Here is a 22152-nt window from a genome sequence, read left to right as displayed (position 1 = left end):
GACTATAAAGCGGTGGGTCCGCGGTCCTCACAGCCGATTCCGAGGCAGTTCGCGTCTTGGTGCCAGTCGGTGCGAACAGGGTGGGCAATGGCCCGGCGGGTTCCGGGACGAACGAAGGAGAGCGATATGGACGCGAGCCGGCGCACACCCCGGCAGTTCCGCAGCGCGATCGTGCCGGCGGCCGGGCTGGGGACGCGATTCCTGCCCGCGACCAAAGCGGTTCCGAAGGAACTGCTGCCGGTGGTCGACACCCCCGGTATCGAACTGATCGCCGAGGAGGCCGCGCAGGCCGGAGCGGACCGGATGATCGTCGTGACCTCGCCGGAGAAGCGCGGGCTCGCAACGTATTTCGACGAGCAACCGGAGCTCGAGAACACGCTCGCGCAGCGCGGCAGATTCGGGCTGCTGGAGAAGGTCCGCAACGCCGCCAAGCTGCTGGATGTCGGCACCGTCGTGCAGCGCCGTCCGCTGGGCCTCGGACATGCTGTGCTGCAAGCGGAATCGGTCCTCGGCGCCGACGAGTCCGCGGTGGCGGTGCTGCTGCCCGACGATCTGGTGCTGCCGCACGGCGCCCTCGACGCCATGGCCACGGTGCGCGAGCGGTTCGGCGGCAGCGTGCTGTGCGCGATCGAGGTACCCGCCGACGAGGTGAGCGCCTACGGGGTCTTCGATGTCGCCGCCACCGGCGAGCCGGATGTGCTGCGGGTCCGCGGCATGGTGGAGAAGCCCGCCCCCGCCGACGCCCCCTCCACCTTCGCCGCCGCGGGCCGCTACCTGCTGGACCGCGCGATCTTCGGGGCCCTGCGCCGCATCACCCCCGGCGCGGGCGGTGAGCTGCAACTCACCGACGCCGTGGCCCTGCTGATCGCCGAGGGCCATCCGGTCCACGTGGTGGTGCACCGCGGAACCCGCCACGACATCGGCAACCCGGCCGGATATCTCCGCGCCGCAATCGATTTCGCGCTGCAACGCGAGGAGTACGCGGACTCGCTGCGCGGCTGGTTGCACGAGCGCCTGAACGCCCGCTGATCCGGCGACGAGGCCCGGGAACCGCTCGCGGCGGCCGAAATTCGCTGGATCGGCTCCGCCCGGCGGTGATACACCGGACGGGGAGCGCCGGGTGTGCGGACACCGTGGCGCGCACCGTGTTCCGCCGGGGAGGAGACCGATGAACCGGGATCAGCAGCTACTGCTCGAGGGTGTGGTCGGGTCCACCGCCTACGGGCTGAGTACGCCGTCCAGCGATATCGACTACGCCGGTATCTTCGTCGAGCCGACCGGTAGTTTCCTCGGCCTGCACCCGCCGGATCGGCACCGGGGCACGCGGACCGGGCGCGACGGGGCCGACGCCACCTATCACGAGGTGGGCAAGGCGATGGGGCTGATGCTGGCGTGCAATCCGACCGCGATGGATGTGCTGTGGCTCGAAAACTATGTGCTGCAGACGCCGTTCGGTGCGGAGTTGGTGGGGTTGCGGGGCTGCTTCCTGTCCGCTCCCCGAGTGCGCAACTCGTTCTTCGGGTATGCGACCGCGCAGTTGCAGGCGCTGGCGCGGCATCCGCGGCTCGGGGATCCGCGCCGGGCCAAGCACGCCCGGCACGTCCGGCGGCTGCTGTGGCAGGGTTTCCAGCTGTACACCACCGGTGTCCTGCCGATCCGGGTGCCCGATCCCGAGGTGTACTTCGCGTTCGGAGAGCGGGTGACGGCGGATCCGGAGGCCGAGGCGGTCCGGAATCTGATGGCGGAGTACGAGTCCCGCTTCGCCACCGCCACCACCGTGCTGCCCGCAGGCCCGGACGAACCGCCGCTGGAGGACTTCCTGCAACGGGTCCGCCGGGCCCATCTCGAGGCGTGCTGATCGCTCAATTGGCCAGGGACAGGCCGAGATACGCCTCCTGGACGGCGGCGTCGGCGCGGATCTCGCCGGGGGTGCCGTCGGCGATCACGGCGCCCTGGTGCAGGACCACGATGCGGTCGCAGGCCGACATGACCAGCGCCATGTCGTGGTCGACCACCAGCACCGCGAGACCGGTGCCGGTGGCGAGATCGCGCAGCGCCGTGGCGAGTTCGCCGATCTCGGTGATGGACAGGCCCGCGCCCGGCTCGTCCAGCAGCACCACCGCGGGATCGGTGGCCAGCGCGCGGGCGATGCCGGTGAACCGCCGCTTCGCCATCGACAGTTCGGCGGGCAGCCGCGCGAAATCGCCGGTGAGACCGAACTTCTCGACCGCCGCCTGTGCCGGTTCGGGCAGGCGGCCGTCGGTGTGCCCGGCGTTCTCGGCGGCCACCCGCAGATTCTGTGCCACCGTGAGGTCCTCGAACAGTTCGCCGCCCTGGAACACCCGGCCGACTCCGGCGCGGGCCCGCGCGTCGGGGGTGCGGCCGGTCAGCGACTGCGTGCCGAGCAGTACCTCGCCCGCATCGATCGGCGCGAAGCCGCCGAGGGCGTCGAGTAGGGTGGTCTTCCCGGCGCCGTTCGGGCCGACCAGGCCGGTCACCGCGCCGGGCCGCGCCGCCATGGTCACCGCCCGGACCGCCGTGACGCCGCCGAAGTGCACCGAGACGTTCGAGGCCGCCAGTTCCGCGCCCGCGCGCGGCGACTGCACGCCCGCGGGCAGCGGCGCGGGATCGAGTTGCGAATGTTTGCGCCAGGTCACCCCGTTCGGGTGGATCAGCACGGTGAGTACCAGCCCGGCGCCGAAGATGGTGGCGTAGTTGTCGGTCAGCCAGCCGATGTTCAGATCGGAGACGGCCAGATACACCAGCCCGCCCATGGCCAGGACGCCGCCGAGTAGTCCGCCCGCGATCGAGGTCACGCCCGCGATCACCGCCAGGCTCACCAGATTGATCGACTCCATGAACGCGAACTGGCCGAAGGTGACCGTGGAACTACGGAAGGCGAGCAGCACACCCGCGGTCCCGGCCAGCGCCGAGGACACCACGAAGGCCGCGAGTTTGGTTCGGGTGACGCTGATTCCGACGGAGGCGGCCGCCCGCTCGTTGGTGCGCACGACCAGCAGCCGACGGCCCAGCGCGGAGCGCCGCACCACGGCCACCACCACGCCGGCGAGGACGAGCCAGCACAGCGCGAACAGTCCGTAGCGCTCCGGATACAGCGCCGCGTCGATATCGAGTCCGAACAGGGTCGGCGAGTGGGGTTGCAGTCCGACCAGACCGCCGGTGAAGGTGGTGCTCTCGAACAGCACCACCGAGACCGCGATGGCCAGCGCCATGGTGAGGATGGCCAGATTGATCCCGCGCACCCGCAGCGCGGGCAGGCCCACCAGCAGCCCGGCCAGCGCGCCCACCGCCGCGCCGACCAGGGGCGCCAGCACGAACGGCAGCCCGAACGAGATGTCCAGGCGCGCGGCGACATACGCGCCGAGCCCGGCGACGGTCATCTGCGCCAGGCTGATCTGATTCGCGTAGCCGACCAGCAGCACCAGCGAGAGCACCAGGATCGCGAACACGATCGATACGGTCGCCGCGTCCCGCCAGTCCGGCGTGCCGAGGAACAGCACCGCGATCACCACCGCGGCGGCGATCACCACCGGGACGGGCCGGAACAGCCCGGCGGCCACCGGTTGTGCGGGCACCGCGGGCAGCCGGTTGCTCGCGCGGTCGCGGCGCAGCACCAGGATCAGCAGCACGGCGACGAACGGCACGGTCTGCGGCCAGCCCAGCTGCCACTGCTGCGGTACATGGTCGGAAACCAGATGGGTCACCACGCTCTCCCCGACGCCGAGGATCAGGCCGCCGGCCAGCGCGGACAGATAGCCGTCGAATCGGCCGGGCAGCGCGGCGGCCAGCGCGAACGCGGTCACCGTGAGCATCGTGGTGTCGAACTGGCCCACGATCGGGGCGACGAGGATGCCCGCCGCCGCGGCCAGGACCGAGCCCAGTGCCCAGTTGAGGCCGCCGAGCACATGCGGTGAGGCGCCCAATGCCTGTGCGGCGGACTCGTGTTCGGCCATCGCCTTGGTCATCAGCGGCAGCCGGCCCCACGCCGACCAGCCCGCCAGCACGGCGACCACCACCACCGCGATCACCAGGATCGCCACTCGTTCGGTCGGAATCGGTTGTCCCAGAATACGAGTCGTCGACGACGGCAGCGCGCTGCGCGGCACCCGCGGCACATCGGGGAAGACGGTGTGCGCCAGCCCGGTCAGGAAGCCGAGCAGGCCCAGCGTCGCGACCATCCGCGACAGCTGGGTGCGGCCGCGGATCGGCCGGATCACCACCAGATAGATCAGCGCCCCGAACACCGCCGCACCGGCGAGGGTCAGCGCGGCCGCCGCCGCGAAGGGCAGACCGGCGTTGTCACGCAACCGGTAACACAGCAGCGCACCCCAGAGCGCGATACCACCGTGGGCGAAATTGATCGTCCTGGAACCGCGGTGGATCGCCACGATCCCCACCGCGCTCACCGCGTACACGCCGCCGATACCCAGGCCCAGCAGCGCGAATCGCAGGGTCAGGTCCATCTCGACCCCTTTGCCGTATTCCGATGTTGCCGGCGCCCCTTGGCGAAGCGCCCGTGCCGACTGTATGTTTGTGAACACCTACTCGCAAGGGTGGGGCAACAGAGCGGTTGCGGAAATACGGTGGATACCGATGGGTGTGAGTGCGGCAGTGGACGTTTCGTCCGCGTCCGAGTCCGGGGACGCGATCCCCGCCGCGATCGCGGCGACCGGGCTGGCGGCCGGTTACGGCGCGGTGGACGTGCTGCGCGGGATCGATCTGACCGTCCGGCCGGGCGAGGTGGTGGCCCTGCTGGGCCCCAACGGGGCCGGTAAGACCACGCTGCTGCGCACGCTGGCGGGTTATCTGCGGCCGAGCGCCGGCGAGATCGAGCTGTTCGGCGCCACCTGTACCCGGCTGCCCGCGTATCGGCGCTGCCGCCGCGGCGTATCGGTCCTGGGGGAGGAGCGGCACATCTTCCCCGGCCTCACCGTGCGCCAGTCGCTGCGCCTGGTCGGCGCCGATGCCACTGCGCTGCAACTGTTCCCGGAGCTGACCGAGCGGATGCGGCACCGCGCGGGCCTGCTGTCCGGCGGCGAGCAGCAGATGCTCGCCCTGGCCTTGGCGCTGGCCCGCCACCCGCGGCTGCTGCTCATCGACGAACTCTCGCTCGGCCTGGCGCCGCAGGTGCGCGAGCGGCTGCTCGACGCGGTCCGCGCCACCGCCGACACCGGCGTCGCGGTCCTGCTGGTCGAGCAGAACGCGAAAGCCGTTCTGGCGCGGGCCGACCGGGCCCATGTGCTGCGCCGCGGCGAGCTCGTCGACGAGCGCCCCGCGGCGGCGTGGCTGCCGCAGCTGGAAGAGCTTGCGGCGCTGTATCTGTCGTGACCATCGTATTTCCGCCGTTCGCCTTCGAGAGGTTCGTCCATGTCGAGATCACCCGCGAAACTGCTGGCGCCGTTGGCCGCGCTGGCGCTGGCCCTGACCGCGTGCAGCAGCAGCGGCGGTTCGTCGAGCGGTAACGGGCCGCTCGAGATCGCCGCGATCGCCGCACTGTCCGGCGGGGTCAGCGCCAACCCGGAATACGCCGACGGCGCCCAGGCCGCCGTGGCGGAGATCAACGCGCACGGCGGGGTGAACGGACGGCAACTGCACCTGACCACCTGCGATATGCACCAGAACGCCACGGATTCCGCGACCTGCGTCCGGAAGATCCTGGCGGACAAGAAGATCGTCGCGCTGGCCGGCGGCTCCGACATCTTCCTCGACGCGGACAAGGCCCAGCTGGAAGCGGCGAAGATGCCGGTGATCGGGCAGTGGCCGGTGTCCAGCTTCGACATCACCGATCCGCTGGCCTTCAACGTGAACGGTTCGACCGTCGTCGGATTCCCGGGTATGGCCCAGGATGTCGCCGCGAGCGGCGCGAAGAAGGTCGGCCTGGTGACCCTGGACCTGCCCACCTCCGACGGGAACCGCAAGTCGATCATGCAGATCCTCGCGGCGGCCGGCGCGCAGGTGACCGCCGACGTCCGGCTGTCGGCCACCGCCGCGGACCTGAGCGCACCGGTGCAGCAGGCGATCGCGGGCAATCCCGACACCATCATCTGGCTGTCGTTCACCGCGCAGACCCCGGTGGCGGTGAATGCGTTGCGGCAGGCCGGATTCAAGGGCACGGTCGCCGTCGCCGGCGCCGCGTTCGAGAAGCAGGGTATGGAGGCGATGGGGACCGGCGGCCCGGTCACCCTGAGCCTGGTCTTCCCGCCGGCCTGGGACACCTCGACCGCGTATGGTAAGCAGTTCAACGACGATATGAAAGCCTATGCGCCGCAGGGCAAACTCACCGAGCTGGCGCTGAGCAGCTGGCTGGGGGTGCAGATGTTCGCGCAGGTCGCGGGCACCCTCCCGACGGTGGATCGGGCCTCGGTACTCGACGGCCTGCGCAAACTCGCGGCGGTCAAGACCGGCGGCCTGACCCCCGCGGTCTCCTTCGCCACCAAGAGCCCGCTGCCGTACGCGGCCATCTACAACCCCGCCTACACCGTGGTCCACGTCGCCAACGGCGCCGCCGGCTGGGACGGCAAGCTCTACGAGACCGGCAGCCACCGGGTCTTGCAACCGGCGCCCTGAGATCGCGGGCCCCGGCGCGCGGCCCGGCACCCGCGGCGGCGGGCGCGGCATGATGGTCGGCATGGACGCGCACGAGGAACTGATCGACCTGGCCGACCGGTATTGGGACAGCGTGCTCGAGGCGTCCCCGAGTACGGCCACCCTGCTCGGGGACCGGCGGTTCGACGACCGGATCGAGGATCTGTCCGAGGCCGCCGAACAGCGCCACCTCGCCACGCTGCGGGCTCTGGCGGCCGAGGCGGCCGCGCTGGACCCGGATCGCCTCACCGCCGTCGACCGGGTCACCCGCAGTCTGCTGGACACCGAACTCGGATCCGCGGTGGACCACCTGTCCTGGCGGCCGGTGGAGCTGGCCTCGGACCAGATGAGCGGCGTGCACGCCGAACTACTCACCCTCGCACCGCAACTCAACGCGCCGGAACCGGCGAACGCGCTCGCCCTGGTGCAGCGGTTCCGCCGGTTCGGCACGCTGCTGGACCAGGCGGCCGACCGATTCCGGGCCGGCCTCGCCGCGGGCCGCACCCCGGCCCGCCTGACCGTCGAACGGTCGCTGGGCCAGCTCGACGGCTATCTGGCCGGCGATCCCGCCGCCGACCCGTTCGCGAACTTCCCCGGCCCGGCCGGCTGGGACGGCGAAACACAGTGGCGCACAACGCTGTCGGATCTGGTCCGGGACGTGATCCGACCCGCGTTCGGCCGCTACCGCGACACCCTCGCCGGCGAACTGCTGCCCGCCGCCCGGCCCGACGACCGGCCGGGCCTGTGCTGGCTCGGCGCCGACGGCGAGGACATCTACCAGCGGCAGTTGCGCCGCCACACCACCGTCACCGACCTCACCGCCGACCGCATCCACGACCTGGGCCTGGCCGAACTCGCTTCGCTGCGTGCGGAATACGCCGAGGTGGGGGAGCGCCTGTTCGGGCTCACCGACCAGACCGAGATCTTCGCCCGGCTGCGCGGGGACGCCGCGCTGCGCTACGCCGACGAGAAACAGATCTTCGCCGACGCCGAACGCTGGCTGGCCACGGCCACCGACGCCATCCCGGACTGGTTCGGCCGGCTGCCCCGCGAGTCCTGCGCGATCGTGCCGGTCCCGGACTTCCTGGCCTCGGCGGTCCCCGCGGCCTACTACTTCCCGCCCGCCTCGGACGGTTCCCGCCCCGGCGTGTACTTCGTGAACCAGCACGAGCCGACCGGCCGCAACCGCTACGAGAGCGCCGCGGTCGCCTTCCACGAGGCGATCCCCGGCCACCACCTGCAACTCACCATCGCCAACGAACTGGCCCACCTGCCGCGATTCCAGCGCCAATCGTTCGCCAACACCGCGTTCGTCGAGGGCTGGGCGCTCTACACCGAACGCCTCGCCGACGAAATGGGTTTGTACCCCGACGATCTCGCCCGCATCGGCATGCTGGCCGCCGATTCCTGGCGCTCCTGCCGCCTGGTCGTCGACACCGGCCTGCACGCCAAGGGCTGGAGCCGGCAACAGGCGGTCGACTTCATGATCGCCAACGCGCCGGTGGCGATCGCGGAGATCCGCGTGGAGGTGGACCGCTACGTCGCGATCCCGGGCCAGGCCGTCGCCTACAAGGTGGGCCAGCTCGAGATCCGCGAACAACGCCGCCTGGTGACCGAGCGCCTCGGAAACCGTTTCGACATCAAGACCTTCCACGACACCGTCCTGGGTTCCGGCTCGCTGAGCCTGCCGGTGCTGCGGGAACTGGCGGCGACCCTGGTCTGACGCCCCACGCGTGTCGGCGCCGATTCCACCCGCGAACCCGGAAGAATCGGGCCTCGAATCCGGTCGGCGGCGCGACCCGGGCACGGGTCCCGAATCGAGGAGGTCCGGTGGACTGGGAGGCGTGGCAACAGAGCTGGGATCGGCAGCAGGAGCTGTACCTGCCCGATCGCGAGGAACGATTCCGTGTGATGCTCGATCTGGTCGAGGCGGCGGCCGGGAAGTCCCCCCGGGTACTCGATCTGGCCTGCGGGACGGGCACCCTCAGCCGCCGCCTGTTCGCCCGGCTGCCCGAGGCGAGTTCGGTTGCGGTGGACCGTGATCCGACGCTGCTCGCCATCGCGCGGGGCTCGTTCGGCGGCGACCCCCGCCTCGAGTTCGTCGTCACCGACCTCGAGGAACCCGGCTGGGCCGCGGACCTGCCCCCGCGCCTGTTCGACGCCGTGCTCACCGCCACGGCCACCCACTGGATGCCACCCCACCGGCTGGACCGCCTCTACCGGGACCTGCTGCCCCTGCTGCGGCCCGGCGGCATCCTCCTCAACGCCGACCACATGCCCGACCCGCACACCCCGCGCCTGAACGCACTCGACGAGATCGTCCAGCGCGCCCATCAGGAACGCAGCGCCGCCGACGGCGCCCGCGACTGGGAACAGTGGTGGGCCGAGGTCGCCGAGGCCCCCGAACTGGCCCGCGAATACGCCGCCAGCCGAACCATTTTCGACACCCGTGTCCCGGGCGAACCCCAAACCCTGACCTGGCACCGCGACCGCCTGCGCGCCGCCGGCTTCACCGAAACCGGCGTGGTCTGGCGCTCGGTCACCGACGCCGTGATCGCCGCCGTCCGCTGACCGGCACGCCGGGCCGCGGACCTCGTGAACGGCGGGCCTACTGCAACATGTTCTAATCTTGATCGGGGCACGACGGAGGGAGTCGGCGCGGTGGTCGCGTTCTTCACGGAGGTGGACGGCCGGTATCAGGCATCGGCGTTCGCGGTGGCACGGTGGTCGGCGAGGCAGATCGGCGGGCACGCGGTGTGCGGGCTGCTGGCCCGGGAGCTGGAGAAGTACTGTCCCGATCCGGAATTCGTGCCGGCCCGGCTGACCGTGGATCTGTTCACGCCGGTGATCGCCGAACCGCTGACGGTGGTGGGCGAGGTGGTCCGCCGGGGTAATCGGATCGTGGTCGCCGACGCGCGGATCGAGCAGGAGGGTAAGGTCCGCACCCGCGCGACCGCGGTATTCCTCCGGACCGGCGATACGCCGCCCGGCGAGATCTGGAGTTCGCCGCAGACCCTGCCCGACCCGCCGGATCCCACCGACCGGAATATGCGACTGTGGGTGCAGACCGGCGCAGACGACTGGACCATGGATTTCGGCGCCTGCCAGAACGCCGAGCGGAAGACCATCTGGCAGCATCAGCCGCCGCTGGTGGAGGGGGAGCAGACCTCCCCGTTCCAGCGCGCGGCCATCGTCGGCGACACCACGAACATGGTGTGCAACTGGGGTTCCCGAGGCGTCGGCTATATCAACTCGGATATGACCCTCACCCTGTCCCGGCTGCCCGTCGGCCCGGAACTGGGTCTGCAGGCCCAGGATCATCTCGCCCACGACGGCATCTCCGTCGGCACCGCGACCCTCTACGACCGCCTCGGACGGGTCGGTACCTGTGTGGTCACCGCCGTCTCGAATTCGCGCCGCCAGCTCGACTTCGCCCAACTCACCGCCGAACACGTCACCGCGCGGCCCTGATCGGGCGGCCCGGCCGGTCGCCCGGGACCCGCGGCGACGGCCCGTGCGGCATAATCTCGGCGCGAAGGGGTCCGCACTCGACGAAGGCTGATTCTCCATGACCCGACCGGTGATTCGCGGCGTGTGGGCAGGACGGCGATGAGCCGCGCGATCGTACTCGGGCCCGGTGGCGTACCCGGCACGGCGTGGCTGCTCGGCCTGATCACCGGGCTGCGCCGGGCCGGGATCGACCCGGCCGACGCCGACACGATCGTCGGCACCTCCGCCGGCGCGATCGCCGGTGCGCTGCTCGGTGATTCGCGGGACCTCGGCGCGGTGCGCATGCCCCGGCCGCGCCCGTACGCGGAGGCCGTGCAGGACTTCGACTGGGCCGTCCTGGATCAGGTGGCCGCCATCGTGGATGCGGGTGTGCTCGACCGCGCGGCGCGATCCCGCCTCGGCCGGCTCGCCCTGGACGCGGCCGTCCCGGACGAGACCGATCGCGTGGCGGACATGTACCGACTGCTCGGCGACTGCACCTGGCATCCGGGTCTCGTACTGCCCCTGCTCGACGCGGAATCCGGTGAGCCGGTGGTGTGGCGGGCCGGTGACGGTGTGCCGCTGCCGCTGGCCGTCGCGGCGGGCACGACCATGCCGGGTATGTCGGCCCCGGTGACGATCGAGGGGCACCGCTACATCGACGGCGCGTTCCGCAACCGCGCCAACGCCGATCTCGCGAGTGGAGCCACGGTGGTCGTGCTGGTCGAACCGATGGCCCACATCATCCCCACCGACTCGATCGACGCGGAACAGCTCGTCCGCATCGTTCCCGACGAGGCCGCCAGACAGGCTCTGGGCACCAGTCTTTCGGACCACGCGGTGTGGCCCGAGGCGTTCCTCGCCGGGATGCGCCAGGGCGTCGCGGCCGCACCCGAGGTCCGCGCGGCGGGCTGGACCCGCCGACCGGCCGGTAGTGCCCGGTGACCGGATCCGGTCGCGCACATTAACGCGAAACCGCTTGTCGCCGAACGGTTCATGACAACCCCCGGCCGGATCGACAGGCCCCGGCGCGCCGGTTAACCTCACCGCAGATGCTGGACCGTAACGGGAGGTCACCGTGCCGATGTCGATCCTCGATGTTGCTCTCGACACAGCGCATCTCGACCCGGACGAGTACGTGCGCGCACTGATGCGGTGGCATTTCCGTCCCGAGACCGGCACGCCGTACTGGCTGCGCCGCAGCGCCACACTGGATTTCGATCCGCTGACCGACATCCACGGAATCGACGATCTCACCCGGTTTCCCAATGTGGCCGACGAACTGCGCGATGTCGCCGTCGAGGATCTGATCCCTCGCGGCCTCGGCCCGCAGCCGCGGATCGCGGGGGTCTACGAATCCGGCGGCACCACGGGTGCGCCCAAACGTATGCTGCTGTTCCAGGATTGGCTCGATGTCCAGGTGCAGTGGGAGGACTGGACCTCCGGCTGTCCCGCGGGTGGTCCGGTCAACATCCTGGCCGTCACGCCGTCGGGTCCGCACATCATCGGGGAATGCGCGACCCAGGCCGCCCGGCGCACCGGCGGACTGAAATTCGCCCTCGACCTGGACCCGCGCTGGGTGAAAGTCCTGGTGGCGCAGGACCGTACGGCCGAGGTGGCCGACTACACCGATCACCTGCTGGCGCAGGCGGCCGACATCCTGCGCAGTCAGCGGGTGGACATGCTGTTCATCACCCCGCCGTTGCTGACGCTGCTCGCCACCCGCGGCGAACTGGTCGAGCTGATCAACAAATCGGTGCGCGTCATCCGATACGGCGGTGCGCGAATGGATCCCGAGAACCTGAGGTTCTACCGCACCTATATCTTCCCCGGTATCGAGTTCCGGGGAATGTACGGCAGCACCACGATCATGGGCTCGAGCCGGGAACGGTTGCACGAGAATCACGGCGGGGCAGTCATTTTCGACGCGTTCTCGCCCTATTCCTTCTACCGCGTGGTGGATCCGGACGACGGCGCCGACGTCGGATTCGGCGAGCGCGGCCGCGTCGTGATGAACCACCTCACCAAATACCTGCTCCTGCCGAACAATCTCGAACGCGACACCGCCTACCGGATCGCACCGCCGCCCGGCGCCGTCGGCTGTTCGGTCGCCGACGTCGCGCCGGTCGCCACGTTCGGCGGGCAACGCGTGATCGAGGGCGTGTACTGATCACCGCGGCGCCGGGTGCTCAGCGCACCGCGGGCTCGAAACCCAGTGCGGCCAGGAGATTCTCGCTCTCCACCCACAGCCGGGCCGCGGCCGCGTCGTCCAGGGCGAGATCGGCGGGCGCCTCCTCGGCGCGGCGGTGGAAGTACCGGCCCGGCGTGTGCCCGGCCTCGGGATCGGTGGCCAGCCACACCAGCGTATCGGCCGGTTCGTCGGGCGCGACGGTGTCCGCGGCGGCCATATGGGCCCGCATGGCGGCATCGCCGTGGGTGGCGAAGTTGCTGGCCACCACGCCCGGATGCATGACCTGGGCGACGATCCCGTCGGCCGCGCCGCGCCGGGCCAGTTCGCGGGTGAACAGGATGTTCGCGAGTTTCACCCGGCAGTAGGCCACGGTGGGATGTTCGACGCCGAGGCTCTGCACATCGTCCCAGTCCAGGCCCCGGCTGCTGCGGTGCGCGGTCGACGAGACGGCGAGCACCCGGACGGCGCCGGCCGGTTGCGCGGCCGCGGTGACGGCCAGCAGCGACCACAGTTCCCGGGTCAGCAGGAACGGCGCCAGGTGATTGGCGGCGAAGGTGGCCTCGGTACCGTCCGGGGTGACGATCCGCCGGTCCCGGACGCCGCCGGCGTTGTTGATCAGCACATCGAGTCGCTCGGTGCGGGAACGGATCTCGTCGGCGACCCGCCGCACCTCCGCCATCAAGGTGAAGTCACCGCGCAGCATGACCAGGCCGCCGCCCAGTTCGGCCGCCGCGGCGGCGCTGCGCTGCGGGTCGCGGCCCACGCCGATCACCTGCCAGCCCCGGGCCAGCAGTTCACCCGCGGTCGCCTTGCCGATGCCCGAACTGGCGCCGGTGACGACCGCGACCGGACGGGTGGGGTCGAGTGTGGATGTCATTGTCTCGCAATCTTTTCGGGAACACACTTCGGTTACGGCCGCGGCCGCAGGCCGTCGAGCAGCAGCCGCACGGTGAACCGCACCCGCTCCTCGAGCTGTTCGTCGGTCGGTGGCCGGCCCGCGACGATCGAGCGGACCTGCCCGCCGACCACCAGCGTCATGAACGCGCGCGCGGCCTGATCGGTATCGGTCGGGGCCAGGGCGCCGGTGGCGATCGCCCGGTCGAGCACACCCGCGACGAAGTCGACCACCGGCCCGGCGCTGAGGGTGTAGTTCTCCACGAAGATCTCGGGGAACCGATAGCTCTCGGTGTTGATGATCCGTTGCAGCCGAAGGCCGTTGACCGTCATCACCTGTCCGATGCGCAGCCGGGCGACCTGTTCCAGGGTGTCGGACAGATCCCCGTCGTCCATCCGCTCGAGCACGTCCTTCGGCACGATCTGCCGCTCGGTGGCGCGGCGCACGGCGGCCCGGAACAGTGAGGCCTTGTCCGGATACCGGGCATAGACGGTGCGCTTGGTCATGTTGACCCGCGCCGCGATCATCTCGACCGTCGCCAGCTCGAACCCGTGTTCCAGGAACAGGTCGAGGGCGGCGTCGATCAACTCCTCGTGCCGCGCCTCGGCCTGCTCCCGGGTGGGGCGACCCGCGCCGCGGCGCACCGGCGGGGCGTTCTGTGCTCCAGACAACTCGCTGACCTGGTCCTTTCCATTGCCACTTGCATCGTGACCCGAATCACGAATAATGATACGCACGGGTTGCTATTTGTCGAGGCCTTCGGGGCCGTGCAGGAAGGACGCTCCTCCGTGAGCTCAGCCACAGAAAAATTGACGAGGCTCGTCGACGCCGACGACCGCTTCGACCACTCCCATGCGGACCTGCGGGAGATCCAGATCGAGGCCGTGAACGAGCGGTTCCAGGACCGCCGCGACCGGATCAAACTGCTCGGTCACCGGGCGTCCGAGGCCGGTGTCACCGAGGTGCGCAGCTTCGACGACGTGGTCCCGCTGCTGTTCCCGCACACCGCGTACAAGAGCTATCCCGAGAGTTTCCTGATCGACGAGCGCTGGGACCGGCTGGGCAAATGGCTCGGCACCATCTCCCCGTACCCGATCGCCCCCATCGAGACCGCCGATATCGCCGGCATCGACGAATGGATCGCGCGGCTGCAGGCGAAGGGCCACTACGTGTCCTGCTCCAGCGGCACCACCGGCAAATCCGCGATGCTGCTCGCCTCCGAACAGGACATGACCTGGTCCCGCAAGGACACCGTCAACGTCTTCTCCTGGGGTTCGGGCGTGGTCCCGGCCCGCGACCGGCGGATGATGGGTATCGCCGCCACCGCCGCGGTGCCGAAGAACCTGATCAGCGGTGAGGCGCAGGAGGCCGCGTTCGGCGATCCGGACAAGCCGCGCTTCCGCCTGCCGATCCCGCCGCTGACCGTCGGCGCGCTCACCAAGATGGTCGTCCTCCGCAAGAAGATGGCCGACGGCAACGCCGGGCCGGAGGAACTGGCCGATTTCGAGCGCACGTCCAAGGAGCGGCAGGCCACCCTGGACCACGCGCTGGTGGCCGCCGCCGACGCGCTGATCGAGTACCGCGGCGACAAGCTCTACATCGCCGGCATGTGGAACGCGCTCTACCAGGTGGCGAAGCTGGTGCGCGAACGTGGTTACGCGGCAAAGGATTTCCACCCCGACAACTGCATCTACGTCGGCGGCGGCCTCAAGCGCGCCCAATTGCCCGACGACTACCAGCAATTCGTGCACGAGACGTTCAACATCCCGCACAGCCGCGATTTCCAGAACTACTCCATGCAGGAGCTGAACTCCGGAATGCCCAAGTGCCAGAAGGGCGATCGCTACCACGTGCCGCCGTGGATCGTGCCGTTCATCCTCGACGAGGCCGGCGACGCGCTGCTGCCGCACGAGGGCGGTGAGGTCGAGGGCCGCGCCGGCTTCTTCGATCTGTCCCTGGACGGCCGCTGGGGCGGCGTCATCACCGGCGACAAGATCTCGCTGGACTTCGACCCGTGCGCCTGCGGCAACAAAGGCGCCTCGATCCGCAACAACATCGTCCGCTACGCGGACATCACCGGCGACGACAAGATCGGTTGCGCCGGCACCGTCGATGCCTATGTGCGAGGACTGTCGTGACCACTGCCGAAATCCGTCATTCCGAGACCGCCGAGGCGGTCGTCTCCGCGCCGTTCTTCCTGCGCGGTGAACTGGTCGAACGCAACGACGTCACCCATCGCTCCCGCGATCTGGGCGTCACCTTCGCCACCCCGACCATCGACATGGACAAGGCGGTGCACCCCCGTACCGAGGTGCCGCCGCTGCTGAACGTGCCGCTGGCCGAGATCATCGACTTCCTGGTCGAAACCGGTGCGCGGCTGCGCGATCCGCACAATCCCTTCGTGCAGGATTGCATCGACCGCATGTCGTCGACCCACATCCTGCCCCGCGGCGTGCTGGAGGCGCAGGTCAAGGGTGCGGCCTCGTTCCTGGACAAGCGGCTGCTGGAGACCATCGTCGAGCAGAACTTCCCCGATCCGCGGGCCCTGGACGAGTGGATTCCCAAGCGGGACTTCACCGGTCGCAAGAGTTTCGTGCGGGCCTTCGCGCCGCGGTTGATCCACGTGCTGCCCGGCAATTCGCCCGGGGTGGCCGTGAAGTCGATCGCGCAGGGCGCAATGGTCAAGGCGGTCAACCTGTTCAAGATGTCGTCCAGCGATCCGTTCACCACGGTGGCGATCCTGCGCACGATGGCCGATCTCGATCCGGACCACGCCATCGTGCGCTCGATGTCGGCGGTCTACTGGCGCGGCGGCGACGACGCGGTGGAGCGAACCCTGTACCGGCCGCAGTACTTCGACAAGATCGTGGCGTGGGGTGGCGGCGACGCCATCAACAACGTGATCAAGTACCTCGGTCCCGGCTTCCAGCTGGTGTCCTTCGACCCGAAGACCTCGATCTCGATGGTCGGCCGGCAGGCGTTCGACTCCGACGAGGCCCTGGACGCGGCCGCCGAACTGGCCGCCTCCGATGTCATGGTGCTCAACCAGGAGGCTTGTGTCGCAAGCCGTTTCGTCTTCGTCGAGGCCGGCGAGGACGAGGTGGACCGCTTCGGGCAGCGCCTGCACGAGCGCATCGTCGCCAAGGCCGCCGACTCCGGCGACACCCGGCCGCTGGATCGTGATCTGCGCGAGCAGGTCGACATGCTCACCCTGCTCGACGACGAGTTCCGGGTGTTCGGCAAGACCGACGGCACCGGCCTGGTGATCCGCTCCGACGAGCCGGTCGATTTCCACCCGATCAACAAGACCGCCAACGTGGTTCGCGTGGATTCGCTCGACGACGCGGTGAAGTACGTGAACGTCGCGACCCAGACCGTCGGCTTCTACCCGTTCGACCGGATGTCCGACTATCGCGACCGGCTGGCCAGCGGCGGCGCGCAGCGCATCGTGCACTTGGGCGAGGCGGGGCCGAGCACCATCGGCAACCCGCACGACGCGATGTACCCGCTGCACCGCTTCGTGCACTGGATGGCACACGAGGACGGGGTCGACACCCCGCAGTGACCGGCCCGGGGCGGGTTCGCGCCCGCCCCACCGGGATCAGCGCACGTGATCCAGCAGCGCGCCGACGTCCTCGAGCGCCCGCAGCGTGTCGTTGAGATGGGTGCAGGTGCTCCGCCCGGTGAAGTTCCGGCGCACCTCGGTACGCAGGCCCGCGACCGGAAGTCCCGCCAGCCGCCCCGCACTGGCCGCGGCGACCGGGCATTCCGGCCAGGGCAGCGCACCGATCTCGGCCTCGGAGGTCAGGAACCGCCGGGTGTCGGGGTCGACGGTCGCGTGCACGGTGTACTCGTGCACGACGGTCTCGACGCCGTCGCCGCTGCGGTGACTGTCCCGGAAGAAGCCCTCCACCCGCACGATGCCGTCCGCGCGCCACACCTCCAACCGGCGCCGGCGGCGCATACCGTGCGGCGGCAGCGGATCGTGCTCGTGCCAGCCCAGCGGATCCGCCGGCTCCACCTCCGGGGCGAGCGGTCCGTCGGAGATCGGCACCACGCCGGTCTCGGTCAACCGGCTCATCAACGTGCCCTCGGCGATCCATCCCGCACAGAGATCCGGATATTGCAGGCCGGATCGAGGCCGGGGGACCGGTGCCGGTAACGGCGCCTGCCCCGCCGAGATCGCGTATCCGCTGACGAGCAGTGCGGTGGGCAGATCATCGAGCAATTGGAATCGCACCGACCCGGATTCCCGCTCACCGGGCAATGCCTCGGCTACCGCGCCGCGGAATCCGGCGGAGGCATTCACGCCGATGAGTTCCGCGAGCCGCGGCTGCGCCGGCTCGGCCACGATCCGCCGCACTTGCCGCCGCGGATAGTCCACCTCCACCTCGAGCCGGGCCTCGTCGAGAACCGTGGCCCCGCCGTCGATCTCGGTGCGCAGATCGCGGCCGCGCGCGAACAGGGTCACGGCCCCGAGCAGGCCGTCCGGCCGCAGCGAGTCGTGGGTCGTGGTGCGCCGCACCGAACCCGGCCGGCGCGGCGGCGTGACCGTCGCCGGCGCCCCTCGATATCCCTGCAACCGCCGCTGCTCCTGCGATGTCATGACGTCCCTTCCGCGAGCAGTCCGGCCAGCTGTTCGAGTGTCCGATCCGAGGCACGGTCGTGGGTGAACAGCACGACCTGGTCGAAACCGAGCTCCCGCAATTCCCGCAGCCGATCCGCGACCGCGGGCGCGGTACCCACCAGCCCGCCCTCGCGCAGCCCGAAACCCGGTGCGCCGAAACGCTTCTCGGCCAGCGCTCGCACCTCCGGCAGCGCGGCGTCGTCCGGCGCGATCGCGGTCACCGCCTCCACCGACAGCCGCAGCGTGCCCGGATCGCGGCCGATGTCCGCGCACAGCGACCGCAGCACGTCGAGTTTGCGCTCGATCTCACCGAGCGCGTAGGTCGGCACGTTCCACACGTCGGCATACCGCGCCACCAGCGGTAATGTGAACTTCTCGCCGACCCCGCCGACCACGATCGGCGGCCGGGGTTGCTGCACCGGACCGGGCACCACCGGCACCTGCCGCACCGAGTAGTGCTCGCCCGCGAAGTCGATCATCCCGTCGGCGAAGGCCCGGGTCAGGATCTCCAGCGTCTCGGCCAGCCGCCGCGACCGCTCCGGGAATCCGCCCCACTCGAATCCGGCCCGCAGATGCTCGTCCTCGATCGACCCGCTCCCGAGCCCGAGTTCCAGCCGTCCGTCCGACACCTGATCGAGCGTGGTGGCCATCTTCGCCAGCAATACCGGATGCCGAAACTGGTTGCACAACACCAGATGTCCCACCCGCAGCCGCTCGGTCCGGCTCAGCAGCGCGGTGGCCAGCGTCCAGCCCTCGAGCGACGGGAGCTGCTCGGCCCCCGGCCCGTAGAGATGGTCGTACAACCACACCGACCCGATCCCGAGCTCCTCGCAGCGCAGCGCGCGATGCAGAACATCCCGATAGGTGAATCCCAACTGCGGCACATAGACGCCGACGTCCAAACCGTCCATCACCCGAAATCCTCGCCGAGATCCATGTTCTCTCGGCCCGAGATTATCATTTCCGCGCGTCGACCCGGCCGATCGCGCCTCACCTCGAAATCCGGCAAATCACCCGCGAACCCCCTCTGCCCCGCATATGCCCCGGATTTTCTCGAGCGGTGTGTCGAAGCACGGCCCGGGCATCGGTGATGTTCAATCGGTGCCGTTGAGGTACCGGCGAACGAGTGAAAGGTAGTTGACATGGCTCTTCCCACCATGACCGCCGAGCAACGCTCCGAAGCGCTGGCCAAGGCGGCCGCGGTGCGTAAGGCCCGGTCGGAGCTGATCGAGCAGATCCGCAAGGGCTCGGTCTCACTGGCCGAGGTGCTCAAGCGCGCCGACAAGGAGGACTTGGTCAAGAAGACGAAGGTCGCCGCCGTCATCAAGGCCCTGCCGGGTATCGGCCCGGTCAAGGCCGCGAAATTGATGGACGAAGCGGAGATCCCCGTCGACCGCCGCATAGGCGGCCTCGGCTCGCGTCAGCGCGCCGCCCTGCTGGAGGCGCTGAACGCCTGAAAACCTACCCGGACCGGCCCCAATGCCAGCGATTTGGTCCTCATCGATCAATCGGATAATCTTTCTGAGCATCACCGGTCCGGGTGGCGGAATGGCAGACGCGCTAGCTTGAGGTGCTAGTGCCCGTTTAAGGGCGTGGGGGTTCAAGTCCCCCTCCGGACACAATCGGGACACTCACGGGCGGTCGTGGCAGGAAATCTGCTACGACCGCCCGTGTCCTGTTTCCGTGGTACCGAATGATGGTTGTGCGCAGGCGTTTATGCCAGTGCCCAGACCGATGGCGCGTGGATCGGGACGCCGTGTCCGGGGAGCAGGTGCTCGACCGGTAGTTGCCGAAGGCGGCTCGCGGTCTCGGCCGCTGCCTCGACATCGACTGTGTCGGGGGCGAATCGCGGTCGGCCGTTGATCGTCAGGACGGCGTCCCCGGACAGCAACGTCCGAGTCCCGGCGTTCCACAGGGCGATGCTGTCGTCGGTGTGGCCGGGAGATTGCAGCACCGTCCAGGCCGACGCGCCCGGCAACGGCCGCCCGTCCTCGAGACTGCCGACCGGCTGCGGACCCGGCCACAGCATACGGCGAGTCCCCCCGAAGCCTGCCGTCACGGCCGCGCGCACGAATCCGGTAGCGGCTCTGCGGTCGAACGGCTGCCCGAACAGCAACCGCCAGGTCCGAGCCAATTTCGCCGGACTCGGAGTTCTCGGCTCGACACCGTCGAGGTACGACAGTGTGACCGTCGGCAGATAGATGTCGGCGTTGTGCCGGCGAGCCAACGCCGCCGCGCCGCCGACATGATCACAATGCCCGTGCGTCGCGGTGACGACCCGAACCCGACCGGGCATGATCGCCAGGACCGGCTCGACATCCTCGGCCGAGGTCGGCATTCCCGGATCGATCACGACGATCGCGCCGTCGTCGCCGGCCAGCAGATAGCAGTTGAAACACCATCGGGAAACGCGCGTCAGCCCCAGTGCCGCAAGACGTTCGACCACCACACCCATGCCCACCCCGGTCTACGCTCGTCGAGACAGGTCCCCGGCGCAGCGACCCGCGGACGAGTCTACGTTCTACCGTCGACTCGAATCCGATCCCGACCTGCCGATCCGCGAACCCGACGACCGCCGGCCGAGATACTGCCGGGACACGCACGGGTGTCGATTCGGACTGTCGTCAGAGCTTGGCCAGTAGTTTCGGCGCCAAATTCTTTTCGGCCGAGACCTTGGCGCCGAGATCCGTGCCGGGGAGCAATGTCACCGCCACCATGAGGCCGTGGGTGCCCTTGCGGGCGTACAGGATTCCCCCCGGCGCCACATGTGCCTCGTCACCGATTCCGGGTACGAGCTGACCGGCCGGATACCCGATCCGGCTCCAATCGGCGATCACGACTTGGACTGTCGCCGTGGAGCCGGTGAACGTGCAGTGGTTGGGGTAGGTGTCCAGTCCCGAGTCGGTCCTGTGCTGCACGGCATCCGAGCCGGCCACGGGGGTGACCAGGTCTCTGGTCAGCACGTCGCATGCCGCCGGAACGCCACTGGATGTCGTGCTGCCGGAACCGCCGCATGCGACGGTGCACAGCAGCGGCGGCGCCAGTGCCACCGCGATCCGCCAAACGCGCGATCGTGTCATATCCCCCTCCGGACGGTTTCGGCGCCCGCCGTGCCCGCTTCCGCGGAATCTACGCCAGAGTCCCAGTGTCCGCCCGAAATTCGACCACCGCATCCTGGGTCGGGGCGGTGCCGGCGCCGACGGATCGACCGGGATGGGCCGCCGCCGAATCCCTTCGGGTCGGCGGTCAGGCGGCGGCGCGTGCGGTGGGAGGGCGGCGGCGCAGGCCGGGGTTCTCCAGGGCCGGGGGCCGGTATGCCTGGTCGAGGGTGCCGATGTCCGTGCCGGGCGGGACGATCTCGTCGATGCGGTCGAGGATGTCGTCGGTGAGCGCGACGTCCAGGCCGGCGAGCAGGTCGTCGAGGTGGTCCATGGTCCGGGCGCCCAGCAGGGCACTGGTGATGCCGGGATGGGCGATGGTGAACGCCATCGCGAGGTGGGTCATGCGCAGTCCCGCCTCGGCGGCGAGCGGGACGAGCTTCTCGACGACGTCGAGCCGATGCCGGTCGTCGAGGTGGCGGATCAGGCCGGCACGGCGTAGGTCGTTGTGCTCGTTCCTGCGCACGCGGCCGGTGAGCAGACCCTGGCCGAGCGGGCCCCAGACCATCGTGCCCATGCCGAAACGCTGTGTGGCGGGCAGGATCTCGCGCTCGATGCCGCGGTTGAGGATGGAGTACACGGGCTGCTCGGTGTGGAACCGCTCCAGGCCGCGCCGCTGGGCGACCCACTGGGCCTCGACGATATCCGCGGCAGGGGTCCCGGACGCTCCGATCGCACGGACCTTGCCACTGTGGATCAACTCGGTCAGCGCGGAAAGGGTCTCCTCGATATCGGTGGCCGGGTCGGGGCGGTGGAGTTGGTAGAGGTCTATGTAGTCGGTCTGCAGACGACGCAGTGAGTTCTCCACCGCGGTCACGATCCAGCGCCGGGATGCGCCCTGGCGATTGAGATCCTGCCCGGCCGGCGTGCCGTGGGCCGGGCGGCCGAACTTGGTGGCGAGTACGACGTCGTCCCGGCGTCCCTTCAGTGCCTTGCCCACGATGTCCTCGGAGTCGCCGTAGGCGTCGGCGGTATCGATGAGGTTGATACCGGCGTCCAGCGCCCGGTGGATGATGCGGGCCGACTCCTCCGGGGCATTGCCCATGGCCGTGGCGAACATCAGGGTACCCAGGGCATAGGGGCTGACCTGGATGCCGGTCCGGCCGAGAGTGCGGTACTGCATGGTTTTCTCCCTGTGATGGCCGGCGCCGGGCGGACGCCGTAGGCTGCACTAAACGGAAAGCTT

20 protein-coding genes and 1 tRNA gene are annotated in these 22152 nt (G+C 69.8%); 13 read left to right on the top strand and 8 right to left on the bottom strand.

The annotated features are described in order from the left end of the window. Positions 1-126: 126 nt before the first annotated feature. Both G361_RS0106405 and G361_RS0106400 read left to right on the top strand, forming a co-directional pair. Positions 127-1029, top strand: a complete 903-nt coding sequence (locus G361_RS0106405) for a UTP--glucose-1-phosphate uridylyltransferase (protein WP_019926235.1) — start codon at positions 127-129, stop codon at positions 1027-1029. A gap of 139 nt (positions 1030-1168) precedes the next feature. Further along, positions 1169-1858 (top strand): DNA polymerase beta superfamily protein, encoded by a 690-nt coding sequence (locus tag G361_RS0106400; RefSeq protein ID WP_019926234.1) that lies wholly within the window; start codon positions 1169-1171, stop codon positions 1856-1858. 4 nt (positions 1859-1862) lie between these two features. Here G361_RS0106400 and G361_RS0106395 read toward each other — a convergent pair whose 3' ends face one another. Next, positions 1863-4484, bottom strand: a complete 2622-nt coding sequence (locus tag G361_RS0106395) for an ABC transporter permease subunit (protein ID WP_019926233.1) — start codon at positions 4482-4484, stop codon at positions 1863-1865. A 130-nt stretch (positions 4485-4614) separates the two neighbouring features. Between G361_RS0106395 and G361_RS0106390 the strand changes: the two genes are divergently transcribed. The 7 genes from G361_RS0106390 to G361_RS0106360 all read left to right on the top strand — a co-directional run bounded on the left by G361_RS0106390 (position 4615) and on the right by G361_RS0106360 (position 12265). Next, entirely contained in the window at positions 4615-5349 is a 735-nt protein-coding gene (locus G361_RS0106390; protein ID WP_052172630.1) for an ABC transporter ATP-binding protein, read from the top strand. Between the two features lie 39 nt (positions 5350-5388). Then, positions 5389-6588, top strand: coding sequence for an ABC transporter substrate-binding protein (locus G361_RS0106385; protein WP_019926231.1), 1200 nt, complete (start codon positions 5389-5391; stop codon positions 6586-6588). 61 nt (positions 6589-6649) lie between these two features. Beyond that, the gene (locus tag G361_RS0106380; RefSeq protein ID WP_231386790.1) at positions 6650-8329 is read left to right on the top strand and encodes a DUF885 family protein; all 1680 of its coding nucleotides are present in this window, start codon (positions 6650-6652) and stop codon (positions 8327-8329) included. A 107-nt stretch (positions 8330-8436) separates the two neighbouring features. Continuing rightward, the gene (locus tag G361_RS0106375) at positions 8437-9177 is read left to right on the top strand and encodes a trans-aconitate 2-methyltransferase (protein WP_019926229.1); all 741 of its coding nucleotides are present in this window, start codon (positions 8437-8439) and stop codon (positions 9175-9177) included. Positions 9178-9267: 90 nt separating this feature from the next. Continuing rightward, the gene (locus tag G361_RS0106370; protein WP_019926228.1) at positions 9268-10077 is read left to right on the top strand and encodes a thioesterase family protein; all 810 of its coding nucleotides are present in this window, start codon (positions 9268-9270) and stop codon (positions 10075-10077) included. A gap of 138 nt (positions 10078-10215) precedes the next feature. Beyond that, positions 10216-11040 (top strand): patatin-like phospholipase family protein, encoded by an 825-nt coding sequence (locus G361_RS0106365; protein WP_019926227.1) that lies wholly within the window; start codon positions 10216-10218, stop codon positions 11038-11040. A gap of 139 nt (positions 11041-11179) precedes the next feature. Further along, positions 11180-12265 (top strand): AMP-binding protein, encoded by a 1086-nt coding sequence (locus G361_RS0106360; protein ID WP_019926226.1) that lies wholly within the window; start codon positions 11180-11182, stop codon positions 12263-12265. Positions 12266-12284: 19 nt separating this feature from the next. Here G361_RS0106360 and G361_RS0106355 read toward each other — a convergent pair whose 3' ends face one another. Continuing rightward, positions 12285-13163, bottom strand: coding sequence for an SDR family NAD(P)-dependent oxidoreductase (locus G361_RS0106355; RefSeq protein ID WP_019926225.1), 879 nt, complete (start codon positions 13161-13163; stop codon positions 12285-12287). 32 nt (positions 13164-13195) lie between these two features. After that, a complete protein-coding gene (locus tag G361_RS0106350) occupies positions 13196-13852 on the bottom strand; it encodes a TetR/AcrR family transcriptional regulator (RefSeq protein WP_052172629.1) in 657 nt (218 codons plus the stop codon). A gap of 117 nt (positions 13853-13969) precedes the next feature. Between G361_RS0106350 and G361_RS0106345 the strand changes: the two genes are divergently transcribed. Continuing rightward, positions 13970-15319, top strand: coding sequence for a hypothetical protein (locus G361_RS0106345; protein ID WP_026342755.1), 1350 nt, complete (start codon positions 13970-13972; stop codon positions 15317-15319). Then, entirely contained in the window at positions 15316-16746 is a 1431-nt protein-coding gene (locus G361_RS0106340; protein ID WP_019926222.1) for an acyl-CoA reductase, read from the top strand. The genes G361_RS0106345 and G361_RS0106340 overlap by 4 nt, the downstream gene beginning before the upstream one ends. Before the next feature lie 36 nt (positions 16747-16782). On the opposite strand, the gene G361_RS0106335 is transcribed toward G361_RS0106340, so the two are convergent. Next, positions 16783-17787: a DUF2889 domain-containing protein gene (locus G361_RS0106335; RefSeq protein WP_019926221.1), complete on the bottom strand. Its 1005-nt coding sequence runs from the start codon at positions 17785-17787 to the stop codon at positions 16783-16785. Next, entirely contained in the window at positions 17784-18719 is a 936-nt protein-coding gene (locus tag G361_RS0106330) for an LLM class flavin-dependent oxidoreductase (protein ID WP_019926220.1), read from the bottom strand. Before G361_RS0106330 ends, G361_RS0106335 begins: the two co-directional genes overlap by 4 nt. Positions 18720-18950: 231 nt before the next feature. Between G361_RS0106330 and mihF the strand changes: the two genes are divergently transcribed. Both mihF and G361_RS0106320 read left to right on the top strand, forming a co-directional pair. Next, a complete protein-coding gene (gene mihF / locus G361_RS0106325) occupies positions 18951-19265 on the top strand; it encodes an integration host factor, actinobacterial type (RefSeq protein ID WP_026342753.1) in 315 nt (104 codons plus the stop codon). Positions 19266-19342: 77 nt separating this feature from the next. Continuing rightward, a tRNA-Leu gene (locus G361_RS0106320) sits at positions 19343-19427 on the top strand. Between the two features lie 95 nt (positions 19428-19522). Here the strand turns inward: G361_RS0106320 and G361_RS0106315 are convergent. The 3 genes from G361_RS0106315 to G361_RS0106305 form a co-directional block, all read right to left on the bottom strand. Next, positions 19523-20263 carry an MBL fold metallo-hydrolase gene (locus G361_RS0106315; protein ID WP_019926218.1) on the bottom strand — a complete coding sequence of 247 codons (741 nt, stop codon included), beginning with the start codon at positions 20261-20263 and terminating at the stop codon, positions 19523-19525. A 169-nt stretch (positions 20264-20432) separates the two neighbouring features. Further along, positions 20433-20888 carry a hypothetical protein gene (locus tag G361_RS0106310; RefSeq protein WP_019926217.1) on the bottom strand — a complete coding sequence of 152 codons (456 nt, stop codon included), beginning with the start codon at positions 20886-20888 and terminating at the stop codon, positions 20433-20435. Between the two features lie 166 nt (positions 20889-21054). Next, positions 21055-22089: an aldo/keto reductase gene (locus G361_RS0106305; RefSeq protein ID WP_019926216.1), complete on the bottom strand. Its 1035-nt coding sequence runs from the start codon at positions 22087-22089 to the stop codon at positions 21055-21057. Positions 22090-22152 lie beyond the last annotated feature (63 nt).

It is taken from the genome of Nocardia sp. BMG111209 (genome assembly GCF_000381925.1).
Taxonomy (GTDB): Bacteria; Actinomycetota; Actinomycetes; order Mycobacteriales; family Mycobacteriaceae; genus Nocardia.
The sequence above is the reverse complement of the archived record's forward strand: the minus strand, read 5'-3'. Positions and strand labels throughout refer to the sequence as shown.